We start from the raw sequence: 19,603 nt of genomic DNA on the forward strand, positions 1-19,603 counted from the left end.
CACAACCTGCGAGGCGAGCGAGCCCGCCCCCACAGGTAGCCTATTTCAGACGGAGGCCGACGCCGACTGCTCCAACGCCACGCCCGCCCCCATCAGCCCGGAGTACGGCGCGGTCACCAGCCAGACCGGAATACCCTTGAAATAATCGCTCATGCAACCTTTGTCGGCGAAGCATTTGGCGAAGCCGCTTTCGAGGAAGAAATCGGCAAACCGAGGGACTACCCCGCCAACAATGTAAACGCCGCCACGCCCACCGACCGTCAATACGTTGTTGCCCGCCACGCGCCCCAGCCAGCGGCAGAATTGCTCGAGCACTTCCAGAGCGATGGGATCGCCGGCGAGGCCAGCTGCGGTGATCGACTCGGGGGTATCGAGCACCGGCACATGGCCGTCCACCGCGCAGATCGCCCGATAGACGCGAGGCAGGCCACTGCCGCTCAGGGCCGTTTCAGCGCTGACGTGGCCGATCTCGTTGTAGATGTGTTGCCAGAGCTGAGTCTCGCGCGGACTGCTCATCGGCAGGTCGACATGCCCGCCCTCTCCCGGCAACGCCGCGAAACGGCCCTCACCCAGGTCCAGCAGCGTGCCGACGCCCAGCCCGGTGCCCGGGCCAATCACCACCGCCGGGCGCATCGGCTCGGGCGTACCCTGGCAGACGACCCGATATTCATCGGGACGCAAGCAGGTCATGCCCAGGGCCATGGCGGAGAAGTCGTTGACCAGCAGCAGCTTCTCCACCTGCAAGGTCTTGCAGAAGGCCAGGTTGCTCAGTCGCCAATGATTGTTGGTGAAGCGAAATTCATCGCCGCTCACTGGGCCGGCCACCGACAGGCAAACCGAGCCAATCGACCCCGGCGCCATGCCCATGCCACTCAAATACACGTTGATGGCATCTTCCGGGCAGGCGTAATCCGCCGTCGCCAGCACCTGGATGTTTTCCAGGTTGTGGTTCTTCCACAACGCGAAACGTGCGTTGGTCCCACCGATGTCACCGACCAAAGCCAGTTTCAATTAAGCGTCTCCAGGGCAGAAGTGAACGCGCTGGCGCCCTGCTCCGCCGAGCTGAAGGCCATGCGCATGAAACCGAACAGCTCGCGACCGGTGCCGATGTTGTTGCCCAACAGGCCTTTGGCCGGCTCGCGCGCGGCGAACTCATCGGCGTCCACCTTCAATTCCAAGGTGCCTTTGACGCCATCGACGCGGATGATATCGCCCTCCTGCACCCGAGCCAACGCGCCACCGACATACGCTTCGGGGCTGACATGGATCGCCGCCGGGATTTTCCCCGACGCGCCGGACATGCGCCCGTCGGTCACCAGTGCCACTTTGAAGCCGCGATCCTGCAGCACGCCGAGGAACGGCGTCATCTTGTGCAGTTCCGGCATGCCATTGGAGCGCGGGCCCTGGAAGCGCATCACCGCGACAAAATCCTTCTCCAGCAAACCGGCCTTGAACGCATCGGCCAGGTCCTGTTGATCCTGGAAGACCATGGCCGGCGCTTCGACAATCTGGTTTTCCAGGGCCACGGCCGAGACTTTCATCACGCCACGGCCCAGGTTGCCTTCCATCACCCGCAACCCGCCTTCCGGCGAGAAGGCCCGGGCCACCGGGCGCAGGATGTTTTCGTCGAGGCTTTCAATCGGGCCGTCGCGCCACACCAGCTCGCCGTCTTCCAGGAACGGTTCCTGGCTGTAGCGGCTCAGGCCGTGACCGAGCACGGTGTTGACGTTTTCGTGGAGCAAACCGGCTTCCAGCAACTCACGGATCAGGAACGACATGCCGCCCGCCGCCTGGAAGTGGTTGATGTCAGCCTTGCCGTTCGGGTAGACGTGGCTCAGGGTCGGCACCACCTCGGAGAGATCGGCCATGTCCTGCCAGGTCAATTGGATGCCCGCAGCCATGGCGATAGCCGGCATGTGCAAGGTGTGGTTGGTGGAGCCGCCGGTGGCGTGGAGCGCGACGATGGAGTTGACCAGCGAACGCTCGTCGACGATTTCGCCGATGGGCATGAAGTTGCCGCTCTGCTTGGTCAGGCGCGTCACCTGGAACGCCGCTTCGCGGGTCAGGGCATCGCGCAGCGGCGTGTTCGGGTTGACGAACGAAGCGCCCGGCAGGTGCAGGCCCATCACTTCCATCAACAACTGGTTGGTGTTGGCGGTGCCGTAGAAGGTGCAGGTGCCGGGGCTGTGGTAGGACTTCATCTCCGATTCCAGCAGCTCTTCGCGGGTGGCCTTGCCTTCGGCGTAGCGCTGGCGCACGTCGGCCTTTTCCTTGTTGGAAATACCCGAGACCATCGGCCCACCGGGCACGAAGATCGTCGGCAAGTGACCGAAGCGCAGCGCGCCCATCATCAGGCCCGGGACGATCTTGTCGCAGATACCGAGCATCAACGCGCCGTCGAACATGTTGTGAGACAGCGCCACCGCCGTGGACAGCGCGATCACTTCACGGCTCGGCAGGCTCAGTTCCATCCCCGCTTCGCCTTGGGTCACGCCGTCGCACATGGCGGGCGTGCCGCCGGCGAACTGGCCGACCGAGCCGATCTCGCGAAGGGCTTTCTTGATTTGTTCAGGGAAGGTTTCGTAGGGCTGGTGCGCCGAGAGCATGTCGTTATAGGACGACACAATGGCGATGTTGGCGGCGTTCATCATCCGCAAGTGATGCTTGTCTTCGGTGCCGCAGCCGGCCACGCCGTGGGCGAAGTTGGCGCACTGCAACTTGCCGCGCATCGGACCGTCGCTGGCTGCACCGCGGATCAGTTCAAGGTAAGCCTCGCGTGTAGCGCGACTGCGGGCGATGAGCCGTTCGGTGACCTCAAGTACGCGGGGATGCATGTGTAGAACTCCAGGCTAACGGGTATGGCGACCTGATTGTCTATGCTGGTCCAAAGCCCCTTGCGCACCGCAGGAAAGACTGGGCGACAAACGGTTTCTGACCAATCGGACCAGTTGATTCAAGTCACTCGTTGTAGATAAAACAAAATATTGCCACTAAAAAGGCTTGTTTTCTATTTTTATGCGAATAATCTTGTAATTCCAACAACAAATCGACGGCGGCGCAGTTAATGACTCTTCGAATTGCAATCAATGGTTTTGGCCGCATCGGCCGCAACGTCCTCCGTGCACTGTATACCCAAGGCTACCGTCGCGACTTGCAGATCGTCGCCATCAACGACTTGGGCGACAGTGCAATCAATGCTCACCTGCTCAAGTTCGACACCGTCCATGGCACCTTCGATGCTGACGTACAGCACGACCATGAGAGCCTGACGGTCAATGGCGACCGCATCTCGGTCAGCGCCATCCGCAACCCGGCCGAACTGCCTTGGGCCGCCGAGAAAATCGACGTGGTGTTCGAGTGCACCGGTCTGTTTACCGACCGTGCCAAGGCCGCCGCGCATATCAGCGCCGGCGCGCGCAAGGTAATCATCTCAGCCCCGGCCAAGGGCGCCGATGCCACCGTGGTGTATGGCGTGAACCACGATATCCTGCGCCAGTCCCACCAGATCATTTCCAACGCTTCGTGCACCACCAACTGCCTCGCACCGGTGGCCCAGGTGCTGCACCGCGAGCTGGGCATCGAAAGCGGCCTGATGACCACCATCCATGCCTACACCAACGACCAGAACCTGACCGACGTCTATCACAGCGATCCGTACCGCGCCCGCTCGGCCACCCAGAACATGATCCCGAGCAAGACCGGCGCCGCCGAAGCGGTGGGCCTGGTGCTGCCGGAACTAGCTGGCAAACTGACCGGCATGGCCGTGCGTGTACCAGTGATCAACGTGTCGCTGGTGGACCTGACCGTGCAGCTCAAGCGCGAAGCGTCGGCCGAAGAAGTCAACGAACTGCTGCGCCATGCCAGCCAGCATTCGAAAATCCTCGGCTACAACACCCTGCCGCTGGTCTCCAGCGATTTCAACCACAACCCGCTGTCGTCGATCTTCGACGCCAACCACACCAAGGCCAGCGGCAAGCTGCTCAAGGTATTGGCCTGGTATGACAACGAATGGGGTTTCTCCAACCGCATGCTCGATAACTGCCTGGCTTTGTGTAACGCCGAGTAACTCAGCGCGACGTCAAGGCGAGCCAATTGTGGGAGCGCGCTCCCACAACGGCTCTGCCGCGGTAAATCTGGGCTTGACCATCCATGCAGATGATAAGCATTATCATCTACTCAAATCGGATCGGGCCCTACCGTGAGTCAATCGCGCTTTCACCACGTCTTTCTTGCCCAGCGCACCCCGCTGCTGCGCACCCTCGAGCGCATGGTCAACAACCCGAGTACCGCCGAAGACCTGCTGCAGGAAACCTACCTGCGCGTCACCCGCGCATTGGCCGAACGCACGGTCGAGCATCTTGAGCCCTTCGTCTTCCAGACCGCCCGCAACCTGGCGTTGGACCATTTGCGCGCGCGGCGGATCCAGTCGCGAACCGTGCTCGACGACGTTCCGTTGGACGTAGTGAATAATGTCGTCGCGCCCCAAAGCAGCGCCGAAGACGCCGCCCATGCCGAGCAAATGCTTGAGCGACTGAATGTACGCTTGCAATCGCTGAGCTCGCGCCAGCAGCAGATTTTTATCCTCAGCCGCCTGCACGGCCATAGCTACCAGGACATCGCCGAGCGATTGGGCGTGTCGTTGAGTACCGTGCAAAAGGAACTGAAATTGATCATGGCGATCTGTGTGGGGCAACTGCAGCTATGAGCTTCAAGCTTCAAGCTGCGTACAGGCCACTTGCAGCTTACGGCTTGCAGCTTGTAGCTTAGCGCTCACCGCTTACATCGAGAATCCACCGTGACGGATACGCCCCGCCCCCCTGAAGCCGCCGAGGCACGGCACACCGCCCATGCCATGGACCAGGCGCTGGACTGGCTGATCCTGCTCGATAACCCCAGCGAGGAACAGCGGCGACAGTTCCAGGCCTGGCTGGCGGCCGACCCGCGCCACGGCGAAGCGTTCGCCCGGGCCCAGGCGATCTGGAACGGCCCGCAAATCATCGAAAGCGCCCGCCAGCTGCAAGACCGCCCGAAGGTCAGCGCACTGTCGCGCCTGCGCAGCCATTGGAAACCATTGGCCACGGCTGCCGTGCTGTTGTTGGGATTGTTCAATTTCAGCGACCTGCCGCTGCAATTCCAGGCCGATCACCTGACCGTGGTCGGCGAACGCCAGCGCCTGCAACTGGAAGATGGCTCCAGGGTCCTGCTCAACACTGATTCGGCTTTTTCCAGTTCCTTCGACGAACACCGGCACGTGGCCCGACTGTACAAGGGCGAGGCGTTTTTCGAAGTGCCAGCCAGCCGCAACCTGCCGCTGGAGCTGGACGCCGGCCCGGTCACCGCCAGCGTCAGCGATACCACATTCGCGGTGCGTTACCTGGATGGCGTCGCGCAGGTCCAGGTGCAACGCGGCGATATCGACCTGAAGGCAACCCGTTATGACACCCATGTCCGGCTATCGGCCGGCGAAAGCATCCGCATCGGCCCCAACGGTTTCGACCGCCCGGCACGGCTCGACGTCGGCACCGACCTGGCCTGGGTCCAAGGACGACTGGTGTTCGAGAATCGACCGCTGAGCCAGGTCCTGGCCGAATTGCGGCGCTATTACCCCGGCTGGATAATCACCGGCAACGACCGGCTGGCTAACGTCGCCGTCACCGGCAACTACCGCCTCGATCAACCCCTCGATGTGGTGCGCTCCCTGGCCCACATCACCTCCGCGCGCCTGAGGGAATTTCCGGCGCTGGTGATCTTGAACTAAATGAGAATTATTTTTACTCGATAGGCTTCGCTGGTTCGTCTCGTTATAGCCAATGCAATTGATTCGCATCTCTCGATGCCGATCTGCACCTATAACAGATGCGACACGGAGCACTATCGATGTCCTCTCGCTTTACTTGCCGATTCCTTGCCCCTAGCACGCTATCACTGCTGACCGCCGCCATCTTGATAGCCGGCATAGCACCGGCCGCCCTGGCCGCCAACGCCGAGCAACCGCCGGCGCGCAACATGGGCGACTACACGTTTTCGATTGCCCGGCAGCCGCTGGTCTCGGCCTTGAATGCCTTTACCGCCGTCACGGGCTGGCAGGTTGGGCTGCCCGCCGAATTGGCCGAGGGGGTCGCGTCGCCAGGCGTCAATGGCTCGCTGCCACCGGAAAAAGCCCTGGAGCTCCTGTTGGTGGGGACCAACCTGAGCTACCGCAAACTGGGCAATAACAACATCGTTCTGGAAAAGCGCAGCGCCGCCAACGTGTTGGACTTGCAGCAGGTGACCATCAGCGCCACCCGCCAGGAACAGGACATCACCAGCGTGCCGAGCACCGTTTCGATTCATGCTCGCCAGGAGCTGGACCGCAACAACGTCAATACCATCAAGGACCTGGTGCGCTACGAGCCCGGTGTGTCAGTGGGCGGCGCGGGCCAGCGTGGCGGCATCAGCGGCTACAACATCCGTGGCATCGACGGCAATCGGATCCTGACCCAGATCGATGGCGTGGAAGTCCCCGGCGGATTTTTCAACGGTCCCTACGCCAAGACCCAGCGCAACTACGTCGACCCGGAAATCATCAAGCGCGTGGAGATCCTGCGCGGGCCGGCCTCGGTGCTGTATGGCAGCAATGCCATCGGTGGCGTCGTCAGTTATTTCACGCTCGATCCGGACGACATCATCAAGCCCGGCAAGGACGTCGGCGCCCGACTCAAGACCGGCTACAGCTCCGTCGATGAAAGCTGGCTTAAATCCGGCACCGTCGCCGGTCGCAGCGGACCGTTTGATGGCCTGCTCCACTACAGCCAGCGCGACGGTCACGAAACCGAATCCTACGGCAGCAACAACGGCACGGGCCTGGACCGCACCGCGGCCAACCCGGAAGACGTGCGCGCCAACAACGTGCTGGCCAAACTCGGTTGGAACTACAGCGATGATGCGCGCCTGTCCCTGGTCTATGAAAAGTACAAGGATGATCGCGATATCGACTTGAAGAGCGCCTACGGCGGCCCCTACGCCAACGGCCAACCGGCCATTCCCGGGTCGATCCTGCCCGGCGGCATGTACCAATGGCGCACCGGCAACGACACCATTACCCGCGAGCGTTTCGGCCTGGAACACAGCTTCGCCTTGGATAGCCTGTTCGCCGATAGTATCAAGTGGAGCCTGAACCACCAGGTCGCCAAGACCGACCAGAGCACCGCCGAATTCTATTTCCCGATCACCCGCCAGGTATTGCGCACCCGGGAGACACTCTATGAAGAAAAGCAGTGGGTTTTCGACGCTCAGTTGGACAAGGCTTTCAGAATTGCCGACATTGATCACACGCTGACCTACGGCACTACCCTCAAGCAACAAAAGGTCACCGGTTCGCGCAGCGGCAACGGCGTGTGCCTGGCGGTCGGCGTGGGTTGTTCCGCCGTCGGCGCAATCAGCACGCGAGACGTATTGGCAAAAGCCAGTGACTTCCCGGACCCGACCATCAACACCTACAGCCTGTTCGCCCAGGACCAGATCAGCTGGGACAAATGGACCTTTACGCCAGCGCTGCGCTACGACTACACCCGGCTCAAGCCGCACCTGACCGATGAGTTCCTCCGCACTGTGGCCCCTACCGCTGGCGGCACGGTCAGCGACGACAACAAGACCTGGCATCGCGTCTCGCCCAAATTCGGCCTGACCTATGCCCTCACCGACCAATACACCTGGTACGGCCAGTATGCCGAAGGGTTCCGCACCCCGACCGCCAAGGCCTTGTACGGTCGTTTCGATAACGCAGGGGTGGGCTACAGCGTGAAGCCCAATCCCGATCTGGAACCGGAAAAAAGCCAAGGCTATGAGACCGGCCTACGCGGTCGTTTCGATTCGGGCTCGTTCGACGTGGCGGTGTTCTACAACAAGTACCGCGACTTCATCAACGAAGACGCCATTACCCCTGGCGCCGACCAGTTGACCTTCCAGAGCAATAACATCAAGCACGCCACCATCAAGGGCGTCGAGGCCAAGGGACGCCTCGACCTGGACGTGTTCGGCGCACCACAGGGCCTCTACACCCAAGGTTCGGTCAGCTATCTCCATGGCCGCAACAACGACACCGGCGAACCGCTCAACAGCATCAACCCGCTCACCGGCGTGTTCGGGCTTGGCTACGACCAGGAACAGTTCGGCACCTTGCTCAGCTGGACCCTGGTAAAGAAGAAAAACCGCGTCGACGACAGCAATTTCAATTCGCCCGACGGCGTGACCAGCCAGTTCAAGACGCCCGGCTTCGGCATCCTCGACCTGAGCGGCTACTACAAGGTTACCGAGGACGTCACGGTCAGCGGCGGCCTCTACAACCTCACCGACAAAAAGTACTGGTTGTGGGATGACGTGCGCGGCTACGACAGCGTTGGCGAAGCAGCGGTGCTGAGCCCGGCCAACCTCGATCGCCTGACCGCGCCTGGGCGCAACTTCGCGGTCAATCTGATCTGGGATATCTGATCGGTCGCCTGACAAAAGATGACCCCGTGGCGAGGGAGCTTGCTCCCGCTCGGCTGCGCAGCGGCCGCAAGTCCTGGGAGCCTGCTACGCAGTCCAGCGGGAGCAAGCTCCCTCGCCACACTGTATTCACCTCGAAGGAATTTACATGACCATCCAACGCCCCGCTTCACGCTCCCAACGCTTGAACCAGATCACCCACGAGCCCCACGGCAAGCTCGATGCGTTGGTCAAGGCCCACGCGCCCTTCGAAACCCAGGCCAGCTACGCCCGCTTCGTCGTCGCCCAGTACCTGTTCCAATCAGAACTGGTGGCGCTGTACAACGACGCGCAACTGACCGCCCTGATCCCTGATCTACCGGCCCGCTGCCGCGCCGAAGCGGCCAAGGCGGATCTCGCCGACCTGGACACCGAAGTACCCGCGCCCGTGGCTGGCGCGGTAAAACAACCGACCCAGGCCGAAGCCCTCGGTTGGCTGTTCGTTTCCGAAGGATCCAAGCTCGGCGCTGCGTTTCTGATCAAGCGCGCCGTGGCCTTGGGAATGAATGAAACCTTTGGCGCCCGTCACCTGGCGGAACCGGCGGGCGGACGCGCCGAAGGCTGGAAAAGCTTCACGCGCACCCTCGACAACCTGCCCTTCACCGAACAGCAGGAAGCCGAAGCGGACAAAGGCGCGCTGGACGCCTTCAACCGGTTTACGGTGCTGTTGGAACAAGCGTATGCGACAGAATTGGCCTGACGGTCATCTAACAGACGCAGGGCGCTTGCTCGTGCGGGGCTACGAACGACCTCAAACGCGGTTTTGAACTATGATCGCCCTCTCGTAGTGGAGGGCTTTCGATGTCAGATCTACTCATGTCCATGCAAGCCGCCCTCGGCTTGCCCTCGACCCCGATCCCATTCACAAGCGACGGCGCCCTGCCCTCGGCCTTCGCTGTCACGGAACTGGCCAGCGCCAGCATCGCCACGGCCGGTCAAGCGATCGCCGAACTCATCCGCCAGCAGACTGGCCGCTTGCCGACGCTCGAAGTCGACCGGCGCCTGGCCTCGTTCTGGTTCTCGACCTCCCTGCGCCCGATCGGCTGGAGCGTACCGCCGATGTGGGATCCGGTGGCCGGCGACTATGCCACCGTCGACGGCTGGATTCGCCTGCACACCAATGCACCGCACCATCGCCTTGCCGCGGAAAAAGTCCTTGGCACCTGCACCGACCGCGCCGACATGGCGCGCAAAGTTGTCCGTTGGCACAAGACGGATCTGGAACAGGCCGTGGTCGACGCCGGTGGTTGCGCCGCGCAGATGCGATCCTGGCAAGCATGGCAGGCTCATCCACAGGGCATGGCCGTGAACGCCGAGCCCCTCGTCCACCGGCACGACGATGGGCAAGGTCCGCTCAAGCCCTGGCTTGGCTCCGTCGCCCAGCCATTGGCCGGCCTCAAGGTACTGGACCTGACCCGCGTACTGGCCGGCCCGATTGCCAGTCGCTTCCTCGCTGGCCTGGGCGCCGATGTACTGCGCATCGACCCGCCGACGTGGAACGAACCCGGCGTGGTGCCGGAAGTCACCCTCGGCAAACGGTGTGCCCGCCTCGACTTGCATCAATCCGCTGACCGCGCGGTGTTCGAGGCGCTGCTCAAAGACGCCGATGTCCTGCTGCACGGCTATCGCGCCGACGCGCTGGAGCGTCTGGGCTACGGCGTCGAGCAACGCCGGCAAGTGGCGCCTGGGCTGATCGATGTCAGCCTCAACGCCTACGGCTGGAGCGGGCCATGGCAGCATCGCCGTGGCTTCGACAGCCTGGTGCAGATGAGCAGCGGCATCGCCGAGGCCGGCATGGTGTGGAAACAGGCCGACAAACCGACGCCGCTCCCCGTCCAGGCACTGGACCATGGCACTGGCTACCTGATGGCAGCCAGTGCGATCGTATTGCTCTCCCGCCGCTTGGTCGATGGCCGTGGCGGTTGCGCACGCTTGTCGCTGGCGCGCACGGCGAAGCTGTTGATCGAGCGCGGCGCGGGCGACGCGAGTCCCTTGCGAGCCGAGGCCAACGATGATCAGGGATTGTTGGTCGAACAGACGCCATGGGGACCCGCCCATCGCTTGCAGGTGCCATTGAAGATCACCGGGACGCCGCTGCAATGGACCTTGCCGGCGGCCGAATTGGGCGCTCATCGCCCGCAGTGGTAACAGCACGAGCGCTATCGCGAGCAAACGCGCATCAGCACGGCAACGCCGGGCATTGTTTATCGTTAAGGCAAAACTTATGCGGCAGGCGCGGTGTCTGCCGTTCTCCACGCCTTCGAAGGAGAGACGCTTATGGCCATGTTCGAACCCGGTCACCTGCACATAGAGCGCCATGCGCTGAACAAGGACGACTACAGCTACAACCTGTGCATCGACTACGAAGTCGCGCAGGACCCTGAGGAAGGAACGGGCATGTCATTCCGACTGCACGGCACGGTGGAAGACAAGAGCGTGGACGAGACGTTTTTCCTGGCCAAGGACCAGGCTTTCGACTTCGCCCGCCACGCCACGCGCATCGCCCAGCAGTACGGCATGCCCAAGAGCGCCAACATCGGCTCGATGCACAAGTATTACGACGAGATGTTCGAAGACGTTCGCCACCAGTTGGACGTCAAGCCGGGGGATCCGATGAAGCCTGAGCATTTGGCGTAATCGCCCAGGCTTGCTGGCATGAGATGAACCTGTGGCGAGGGAGCTTGCTCCCGCTCGGTTGCGCAGCGACCGCAAGATTTTGGGGCCGCTACGCAGCCCAGCGGGAGCAAGCTCCCTCGCCACATGAAGAGTTGCGGATCCCTGAAGACATCAGTGTCCTGAATATCGGGTTACACACAACACCTTGCTCACTGGCAACCCGCCACGGCTGACCTATGCTGAAAACAGTACCCCCGGGTATTCGTTCAGAGGTCATCGCCATGAACATCAAAACAAGAAGACGCCTCGCCATTTTTGTCACCTGCACCGCCACGCTTGCGCTGTATGGCACCGCGGCTTATCGGGTCGAGCAGGCCAGGCAATTGCCCCGTGATTACGCCAGTTGCAACTTCGAACGCTGCATACCGCACAACGCCACCCTGAACGCGCTGCGCTGAGGCGGTTTCAGTCGTCCTGCGGGTCGGTCTTGAGCCGGTCGCGGAAGGCCTTGGGCGAGATGCCGACGCGCCGGCGGAACAGTCGGGTGAAGTTGGTCGGATCAGAAAAGCCGAGCGCCTCGGAGATCTCGTAGATGGTCATGCCGGTATAAGTCAGCAGCCGCTTGGCTTCCAGCAACTGACGCTCATGCATGATCTGCAACGCCGGCTGCCCCGCCAGCTCGCGACAGGTGCCGTTGAGGTGTGACACCGAGATGCCCAGGCGATGGGCCAGGTCCTCTACCTTGACGTGCTGGCGATAAGTTTCTTCCACCAACTGAATGAACCCGTTGAGGTATTCCCGGGCCCGTTGCGGACGCTGGCTGGAGGTGCGCCGGTGCATCACTTGCCGACTGACCCAGACCATGATCACGCTGACCAGCGCATGCATCAGCATTTCCCGGGCCGGTTGGTGGCCGACGTACTCCGCCTGCAAGGCACTGAACAGGCTGTTGAGATAATCGGCATTTTCACCGGCCGGGTAGGCTTCGGCCTGGGCCAGGACATTCACCGAATGGCCGAGCTGCGCCTGCAGGTGCGTCACCAGCGGCGCCGCCAGGGTCACCACATAGCCTTGCACATCCTCGGAAAAGCGAAAGCCATGCACCGACAGCGGCGGCAGGATCTGCACGGCTGGCTCCTCGAGGCGGGTGCGCTGACCTTCGATTTCCAGCTCTGCCTGGCCTTTGAAGACAAACAGCAACTGGCACAGGTCGGCATGCCGATGAGGCTTGATTTCCCATTGGTGCTCGCTGCTGCGCGAGGAAATGGTTTCGCAGTGCAGCAGGTCCGGCGTCGGCCAATCCTGGCTCTCGCCATAAAGCTTGAACACCGGGATCGAAGGCAGCTCAGTTTTATTCATAACGAGGTTCGGCCTCGGGTTACGGGCGATAATCGCACCGATTGGCAGAAAGTACAGGTATCAGCGCAGTTTTCCCCTTCAATTGACAGGTTCGCAAGCGAAAAATGCAGGCCAGGATTACTAATAATAAACACCGACCCTGGTCGCGTGCTCCTTGCGAGTCATAACAACAATGAAAACACTCAAGACCCAAGTCGCCATTATCGGCGCCGGCCCCTCTGGACTGCTGCTCGGGCAGCTGTTGCACAACGCCGGCATCGACACCCTGATACTTGAACGCCAGACACCCGACTACGTCCTTGGTCGCATCCGCGCCGGCGTGCTCGAGCAAGGCATGGTCGATCTGCTGCGCCAGGCCGGCGTTGGCCAACGCATGGACGCCGAGGGCCTGCCCCATGACGGTTTCGAACTGGTGCTCAGCGGCCGGCGCGTGCACATCGATCTCAAGGGCCTGACCGGCGGCCAGAACGTCATGGTCTACGGCCAGACCGAAGTCACCCGCGATCTGATGACCGCCCGCCAGGCATCCGGCGCCCAAACGCTGTATCAAGTCGATAACGCCCAGCCCCACGACTTGCAAACCGAACGCCCCTTCGTGACCTTCGAACACGCCGGGGAAACCTGGCGCCTGGACTGCGACTACGTGGCCGGCTGTGACGGTTTCCACGGTGTCGCGCGGCAGTCGATCCCGACGGAAAAACTCAAGGTTTTCGAGCGTGTCTACCCGTTCGGCTGGCTCGGCATTCTCGCCGACACCCCGCCGGTCCACGAGGAACTGGTTTACGCCCGCCACGAGCGCGGCTTCGCCCTGTGCAGCATGCGCTCGCGGACTCGAACGCGTTACTACCTGCAAGTGCCCGCCGAAGAGCAAGTGGCCGACTGGCCGGACGAGCGTTTCTGGGCCGAGCTGAAAAACCGCCTGCCCGCCGACCTGGCGCAAACGCTGGTGACCGGTCCGTCCATCGAGAAAAGCATCGCGCCGCTGCGCAGTTTCGTCGTCGAACCGATGCAGTACGGGCGGATGTTCCTGGTGGGCGACGCCGCTCACATCGTTCCGCCCACCGGCGCAAAAGGCTTGAACCTGGCCGCCAGTGATGTCAGCACCTTGTACAACATTCTGCTGAAGGTCTACCGCGACGGCCGCGTCGATCTGTTGGAACGCTACTCGGCGATCTGCCTGCGGCGCGTGTGGAAAGCCGAGCGATTCTCCTGGTGGATGACGTCGATGCTGCACCGCTTCGAGGACGATGCGTTCAACCAGCGCATCAGCGAAGCGGAGCTGGAGTATTTCGTCGACTCCGAGGCGGGCCGAAAAACCATCGCGGAAAATTATGTGGGTCTTCCTTATGAGGCTATCGAATAGCCGACTATCGATTTAAACTGCGGGCTCCCGTCCATTCGCCGCCCCGGCGCGATGCCCGCAGGTCTCACCTTGACTCAGCTCGACACGTCCCAAGCCCCGCAACCCGTGATCCGCAGCGTACTGGTTGCGCTGATGATGGCGATTTTTCTCGGGGCGCTGGACCAGACCATCGTCGCGGTCTCGATGCCGGCCATTTCCGCGCAATTCAAGGATGTGAGTCTGTTGGCCTGGGTGATCTCTGGCTACATGGTCGCCATGACCGTTGCGGTGCCGATCTACGGCAAGCTTGGCGATCTGTACGGTCGCCGACCGCTGATGCTGTTCGGCATGGGTCTGTTCACCGTGGCCTCGCTGTTCTGCGGCCTGGCGCAAAACATGGAGCAACTGGTACTGGCGCGGATCGTCCAGGGCATCGGCGCTGGCGGGATGATTTCCGTGAGCCAGGCGATCATCGGCGACATCATCCCACCCCGGGAGCGGGGTCGTTACCAGGGTTATTTCAGCAGCATGTATGCAGTGGCCAGCGTCGCCGGGCCGGTGTTGGGCGGCTACATGACCGAGTACCTGTCGTGGCGCTGGGTGTTCTGGATCAACCTGCCGCTGGGCCTGGGCGCGTGGTGGGTGGCCCGCCGCAGCCTGGTGGGGCTGCCCGTGCCGCAACGCACACCGATCATCGACTACCTGGGCACCGTTTTGCTGATCATCGGCCTGACCGCGCTGCTGCTGGGCATTACCCAGATCGGCCAGGGCCATGCCTGGCACAGCCGCCAGGTGCTCGGGTTGCTGGCTTGTGCGCTGCTCGTGCTGGGGAGTTTCGTCTGGCACGAACGTCGTGCCCGGGAGCCGTTGCTGCCCATGCACCTGTTCGTCAACCGCAGCGCGGTGTTGTGCTGGTGCACGGTGTTCTTCACCAGTTTCCAGGCGATCTCGTTGACGGTGCTGGTGCCATTGCGCTTCCAGAGCGTGACCGGCGCCGGTGCCGACAGCGCCGCGCTGCATCTGCTGCCGCTGGCGATGGGCTTGCCGATGGGCGCCTATTTCGCCGGGCGCCGCACCTCGATCACCGGTCGCTACAAACCGATGATCCTCAGCGGCGCCCTGCTCTTCCCGCTCGCCATCCTCGGCATGGCATTCACCCCGCCGGATGCATTCTGGCTCAGCGGCCTGTTCATGCTGCTCAGCGGCATTGCGTCCGGCATGCAATTTCCCACGTCGCTGGTGGGCTCGCAGAATTCAGTGGAACAACGGGACATCGGCGTGGCCACCAGCACTACCAACCTGTTCCGTTCCCTCGGCGGGGCAGTGGGCGTGGCACTGATGTCGGCCTTGCTGCTGGCCCTGCTGCAGGGGGCGGGCCTGGCCCAGCTCGCCGGTTCGGCGCTGATAGGCGAAGGGCACTCCGGCAACGTCCTGCTGGACGGCCTCAGCGCCGCACCGGGCCAGACCTTGGGCGCCTTGCATGAGGAATTGCAGGCAACGTTCCGGCACTTGTTGATGATCAGCGCGGCTATATCACTGCTGGGGTTGGCGGCAGCGGTAGCGATGCCTGATCACCTGTTGCGTGGGCGCGAAGAGAAGGCTCGGTAGCAAAGACGACACTGAACCCGTGGCGAGGGAGCTTGCTCCCGCTGGGCCGTGAAGCGGCCCCATCTTTCACCGTCTGACTCAGATTTTTTGGGCCTGCTGCGCAGTCCAGCGGGAGCAAGCTCCCTCGCCACAAAAGCATCGTCGCCCCAAAATCCCTTTAGGCCGTCGCCGCCACGGCCCCCGGCGCCTCCACCACGCTCATTCCCTCTTTCATCCGCTTGGCATCACGCACGAAGCAGCGAGACGCCAGGAACAAGAACACCATGGTCAACAACAGCGCTACCGGGATCAGGTACATCGCGTCATGCAAGCCGATGGCCTTGAACGCTTCGGTCATCTGGTCGACGCCTGCGGCGGCCATGGCGGTGTGGGCGAAATAGTCCGACAAGCCGCCAACCACCACCGGCCCCAGGCCGCCGCCGAGCAGATACAGCCCGGCAAAATACAAGGCCATCGCGGTGGCGCGCAGGCGCGGTTCGACGACGTCCTGGATCGCGGTGTAGACGCAGGTGTAGAAGTTGTAGGCAAACAGCCAACCCACGCTGAACACCGCCACGAACACACCGATTTCGATGCGCCCGGCATGCAGCGCCCACGCGGTGGTGACCGTCGAAATAGCCAGGCTGAACGCCGCGAACAACAAGCGACCGTTGGGCACGCGCTGGTGAATCTTGTCGGCCACCCAGCCCCCGAGGGTCAACCCGAACAACCCGGTCACGCCGACCATGATCCCGGTCGCCACGGCGGCCTCATGCAGCGGCATCAGGAAATAACGCTGCAACATAGGCACCAGGAATGAGTTGCAGGCATAAGTGGCGAAGTTGAAACACAGCCCCGCCATCACCAGCCACAGGAATGTAGGGACCGCCAACACCCGGCGAACCGGCCGATCGACCTTTTCCTGAGACACCTGCACGGCTTCCGCCGCGCCGCGCTTGGGCTCCTTGATGAAAAACATGAACACCGCCAGCACCAATCCCGGCACCGCCGCGATAAAGAACGGCGCACGCCAGCTGTCGAACGCCTTGACCATCGCGCCAATGGTGAAGAACGCCAGCAGCAGGCCCAGCGGCAGGCCGAGCATGAAGATGCCCATCGCCCGAGCCCGGCGGTGGGCCGGGAACAGATCGCCAATCAACGAGTTGGCCGCCGGTGCATAACTGGCTTCACCGATGCCCACGCCCATGCGCACCACCAGGAACGCCCAGAAACTGCCCACCAGGCCGTTGACCGCCGTCAGCCCGCTCCAGGCCGCGAGGCCCCAGCCCATCAGCTTGCTGCGCGAACCGGTATCGGCCATGCGCCCCAACGGCAAGCCGGCAATGGCGTAGACGATGGTGAAAGCGGTACCGATGATGCCGATCTGGAAGTCGCTGAGGCTCCATTCCATGCGGATCGGCTCGATGATGATCGCCGGGATGGTGCGGTCGAAGAAGTTGAACAGGTTGGCCAGGAACAACAGGAACAGAATGCGCCAGGCATTCGCCGCTTGGGTCGAGTTCTGCATGGGTCCGTCTCTTTTTATTGTTTTTGGGCTTCAATGCCAACGCGTTCGAGCCCGGAACCGACAATCTAGTCATGCCCGCCGGCGCTGTCTGTAACTATTCGTAGGGCTGATATCCACCCATGAAAGGAAGGCCCTCCACACAATGGCTTTTTCATCTTTCTCACACCCATCCACAAGGTTGGCATTAGTGTGCTATTAGACAGCCTCGCATTCTGTGGAAGGCTGAAACCGCCGTCGTCCACCAACATGCAGCTCGCAGGCCTGGATTACTTACGGACAGGATATTGCTATGGAGTGGCTTGGTTTACGTTTCATGGATGGGCTACCGGAAAGCGGCCAAGTCATACTCGATTGCTCCCATAACTCCTTTCTGGTGGTGCTGGCCTATCTGGTGGCCTGCACGGCCAGCTTCGCCACGCTAGACATTACCGAACGAGTCGGAAACGTGGAAAAACCCGCCTCCCGGCGACTCTGGCGCTGGGTCGGAGCCGGCAGTCTGGCGGGCGGCATCTGGTCCATGCATTTCATCAGTATGTTGGCATTCCAGGTGCCGATTGATATCCATTACCACCTGCCCACGACCCTGCTCTCGCTGTTATTCGCGCTGACCGCTTCATGGTTGGCAATGCATACTCTCAGCCGTTCTTATCAAAATTTTTGGCAATACCTACAGGCCGCAGTCTGGATCGGCTTGGGCATCGCGATCATGCATTACGTGGGCATGGCCGCCCTGCGATCGAACGCAACGATCTACTACCAACCCGGCCTGTTCGTCCTTTCCATAATAATCGCCATCGGTGCCAGCCTGGCTGCCCTGTTGATTTTCAGGCACTTGCGCGACGGCAGCGGCATCGTTCACCAACTGCTCAAATACATGGCCAGCCTGGTGCTTGGCGCTGGCATCGTCAGCATGCATTTCACCGGGATGGCGGCGCTTAGCCTGGTATCGCCGGTTGGCAGCCTGCAATCGCAGCCCAGCGTTAATTATCACTTGCAACTGGGGTCTACGATCGCAGTGGTGACCCTGCTGATTATCGGCAGCAGCATTGGCGCCGCACTGGCGAACAAGATGCTGCAGCGCAAGGAACACGACCTGCAGCGGGTCAACGTCCTGCTCAGTGAACTGGATCAAGCACGCATGTCGCTGCAACAGGTGGCCCACCATGACCCCTTGACAGACCTGATCAACCGTCGCGGTTTCAACCAGATTTTCGCCGAGAAACTCATTGAGAAGACTCACGAAGGCGGCATGCTCGCGGTGATGTTCCTCGACATCGATCACTTCAAGCGCATCAATGACAGTCTCGGGCATGACGCCGGCGACGAACTGCTCAAGGTCCTTTCCACTTATATCAAGGCTTCGGTGGTCGGCCACGAAGCCGTGGTGGCGCGATTCGGAGGCGATGAGTTCTGCCTCCTGATTTGCCTTGACGACCGTGAAGAAGCGCGGCAAATAGCCCAGCGCATCATGCACAAAATGAAAGATCCCATCGAGTTGTCCGGACGACGCATGGTGATGACTACCAGCATCGGAGTCAGCTTGTTTCCGAGTGACGGCAAGACCTGCGAGGAACTGCTGAAAAATGCGGACCTAGCGCTATACCAGTCCAAAGATAGCGGCCGTAACGGGCTGCATTTTTTCAACGCGGACCTGAAAATCCGCGCCATGCTGGAGCTGCAACTCGAGGAGGAACTGCGCTATGCCCTGCGCGAAGGCACCGGGCTAATGCTTTATTACCAACCGATCTATGACCTGAAACTCGGCCGGGTCACGAAACTTGAAGCACTGATTCGCTGGCAACACCCGGTGCACGGACTGTTGATGCCTGATCAGTTCATCGCCATCGCCGAAGCCAATGACTTGATTGCCGAGCTGGACAACTGGGTGCTGCGCAAGGCCTGCGAAGACTTGGGCGAATTGTCCCGCCACAATTGCGAAACGCTCACAGTCGCCGTGAATTGCTCACCCTTGAACCTGGCAAGAGGCGAACTGGCCAACGAAATCGAACACATCTTGCGCGTCAGCGGGGTGGCGCCAGAGCGGCTCGAGCTGGAAGTGACCGAAAATGCGCTGATGGGCAACATTTCCAAGACCCTGGGATTACTGCAGCAGATTCGCGACCTCGGTGTTTCATTGTCAATCGACGACTTCGGCACCGGTTATTCATCCCTGGCCTACCTCAGGCGCCTGCCATTGAACACCTTGAAGATCGACCGCTCGTTCATTCAAGACATTCCCCAGGCCATTCAAGACATGGACATCGTCCAGGCCATTATCATCATGGCCCATACGCTGCATTTACGGGTCGTCACCGAAGGCGTCGAAACGTTCGAGCAATACGACTTCCTCGAGCGCCATGGCTGCGATTTGGTTCAAGGCTACCTGCTCAGTCGTCCGGTACCGTTGGCTGAGTTGCGGCCAGTGCTGGCCGAAATCGACCAGCGCAAGCGAACGTACACCGTCGCTGCCATCATTTAGCCTCTTTTTGATTAAAGAACGCCGCGCGATGGCCGATCCAAGATGATCAGGAAAAGATTCCCCCGAGCGCTAATCAGGTTGCAGCCCTGAATGCTTGGGCCGACATTCGCGACCGTCAGGACGCGAGTTCCCATCCGCGATGGTTCGATGACAGAGGTCGTCGGACCGACCAGTCAGGCATACGGCG

The 19,603-nt window shown here is 61.6% G+C and carries 15 protein-coding genes; 11 read left to right on the forward strand and 4 right to left on the reverse strand.

Annotation, left to right across the window (positions count from 1 at the left end; translation table 11 throughout):
* Positions 1 to 45: 45 nt before the first annotated feature.
* Together HU806_RS19950 and edd are read right to left on the reverse strand one after the other, a co-directional pair.
* The gene (locus HU806_RS19950; protein ID WP_186613589.1) at positions 46 to 1,011 is read right to left on the reverse strand and encodes a glucokinase; all 966 of its coding nucleotides are present in this window, start codon (positions 1,009 to 1,011) and stop codon (positions 46 to 48) included.
* Positions 1,008 to 2,834 (reverse strand): phosphogluconate dehydratase, encoded by a 1,827-nt coding sequence (gene edd, locus HU806_RS19955; protein WP_186613591.1) that lies wholly within the window; start codon positions 2,832 to 2,834, stop codon positions 1,008 to 1,010. Before edd ends, HU806_RS19950 begins: the two co-directional genes overlap by 4 nt.
* Before the next feature lie 230 nt (positions 2,835 to 3,064).
* On the opposite strand from edd, the gene gap reads away from it, so the two are divergent.
* The 8 genes from gap (at position 3,065) to HU806_RS19995 (ending at position 11,579) form a co-directional block, all read left to right on the forward strand.
* A complete protein-coding gene (gene gap, locus HU806_RS19960) occupies positions 3,065 to 4,066 on the forward strand; it encodes a type I glyceraldehyde-3-phosphate dehydrogenase (protein ID WP_003184623.1) in 1,002 nt (333 codons plus the stop codon).
* Positions 4,067 to 4,198: 132 nt separating this feature from the next.
* Entirely contained in the window at positions 4,199 to 4,705 is a 507-nt protein-coding gene (locus tag HU806_RS19965; RefSeq protein ID WP_186613593.1) for a sigma-70 family RNA polymerase sigma factor, read from the forward strand.
* Between the two features lie 90 nt (positions 4,706 to 4,795).
* Entirely contained in the window at positions 4,796 to 5,758 is a 963-nt protein-coding gene (locus HU806_RS19970; protein ID WP_186613595.1) for a FecR domain-containing protein, read from the forward strand.
* 119 nt (positions 5,759 to 5,877) lie between these two features.
* On the forward strand, positions 5,878 to 8,469 hold the full coding sequence (locus tag HU806_RS19975) for a TonB-dependent receptor (RefSeq protein WP_186613597.1): 2,592 nt from the start codon (positions 5,878 to 5,880) through the stop codon (positions 8,467 to 8,469).
* Positions 8,470 to 8,614: 145 nt separating this feature from the next.
* Entirely contained in the window at positions 8,615 to 9,205 is a 591-nt protein-coding gene (locus HU806_RS19980; protein WP_186613599.1) for a biliverdin-producing heme oxygenase, read from the forward strand.
* A 101-nt stretch (positions 9,206 to 9,306) separates the two neighbouring features.
* Positions 9,307 to 10,653 carry a CoA transferase gene (locus tag HU806_RS19985; RefSeq protein ID WP_186613601.1) on the forward strand — a complete coding sequence of 449 codons (1,347 nt, stop codon included), beginning with the start codon at positions 9,307 to 9,309 and terminating at the stop codon, positions 10,651 to 10,653.
* A gap of 129 nt (positions 10,654 to 10,782) precedes the next feature.
* On the forward strand, positions 10,783 to 11,142 hold the full coding sequence (locus HU806_RS19990) for a DUF5064 family protein (protein WP_186613603.1): 360 nt from the start codon (positions 10,783 to 10,785) through the stop codon (positions 11,140 to 11,142).
* 260 nt (positions 11,143 to 11,402) lie between these two features.
* Positions 11,403 to 11,579 (forward strand): hypothetical protein, encoded by a 177-nt coding sequence (locus HU806_RS19995; RefSeq protein WP_186613605.1) that lies wholly within the window; start codon positions 11,403 to 11,405, stop codon positions 11,577 to 11,579.
* Positions 11,580 to 11,586: 7 nt separating this feature from the next.
* Here HU806_RS19995 and HU806_RS20000 read toward each other — a convergent pair whose 3' ends face one another.
* Positions 11,587 to 12,480: a helix-turn-helix domain-containing protein gene (locus HU806_RS20000; RefSeq protein WP_186613607.1), complete on the reverse strand. Its 894-nt coding sequence runs from the start codon at positions 12,478 to 12,480 to the stop codon at positions 11,587 to 11,589.
* A 172-nt stretch (positions 12,481 to 12,652) separates the two neighbouring features.
* Here HU806_RS20000 and pobA point away from each other — a divergent pair, with 172 nt between their 5' ends.
* Together pobA and HU806_RS20010 are read left to right on the forward strand one after the other, a co-directional pair.
* Positions 12,653 to 13,843, forward strand: a complete 1,191-nt coding sequence (gene pobA, locus HU806_RS20005; RefSeq protein ID WP_186613609.1) for a 4-hydroxybenzoate 3-monooxygenase — start codon at positions 12,653 to 12,655, stop codon at positions 13,841 to 13,843.
* A gap of 51 nt (positions 13,844 to 13,894) precedes the next feature.
* Entirely contained in the window at positions 13,895 to 15,430 is a 1,536-nt protein-coding gene (locus HU806_RS20010; protein ID WP_527251159.1) for an MDR family MFS transporter, read from the forward strand.
* Between the two features lie 157 nt (positions 15,431 to 15,587).
* Here the strand turns inward: HU806_RS20010 and HU806_RS20015 are convergent, their stop codons facing one another.
* Complete coding sequence (locus HU806_RS20015) at positions 15,588 to 16,937, reverse strand: spinster family MFS transporter (RefSeq protein ID WP_186613613.1); 1,350 nt, start codon at positions 16,935 to 16,937, stop codon at positions 15,588 to 15,590.
* A gap of 289 nt (positions 16,938 to 17,226) precedes the next feature.
* Here HU806_RS20015 and HU806_RS20020 point away from each other — a divergent pair, with 289 nt between their 5' ends.
* Positions 17,227 to 19,416: a putative bifunctional diguanylate cyclase/phosphodiesterase gene (locus HU806_RS20020; RefSeq protein ID WP_186613615.1), complete on the forward strand. Its 2,190-nt coding sequence runs from the start codon at positions 17,227 to 17,229 to the stop codon at positions 19,414 to 19,416.
* Positions 19,417 to 19,603 lie beyond the last annotated feature (187 nt).

The organism is Pseudomonas sp. SWRI154 (assembly GCF_014268645.1).
GTDB classification, from domain to species: domain Bacteria; phylum Pseudomonadota; class Gammaproteobacteria; order Pseudomonadales; family Pseudomonadaceae; genus Aquipseudomonas; species Aquipseudomonas marvdashtae.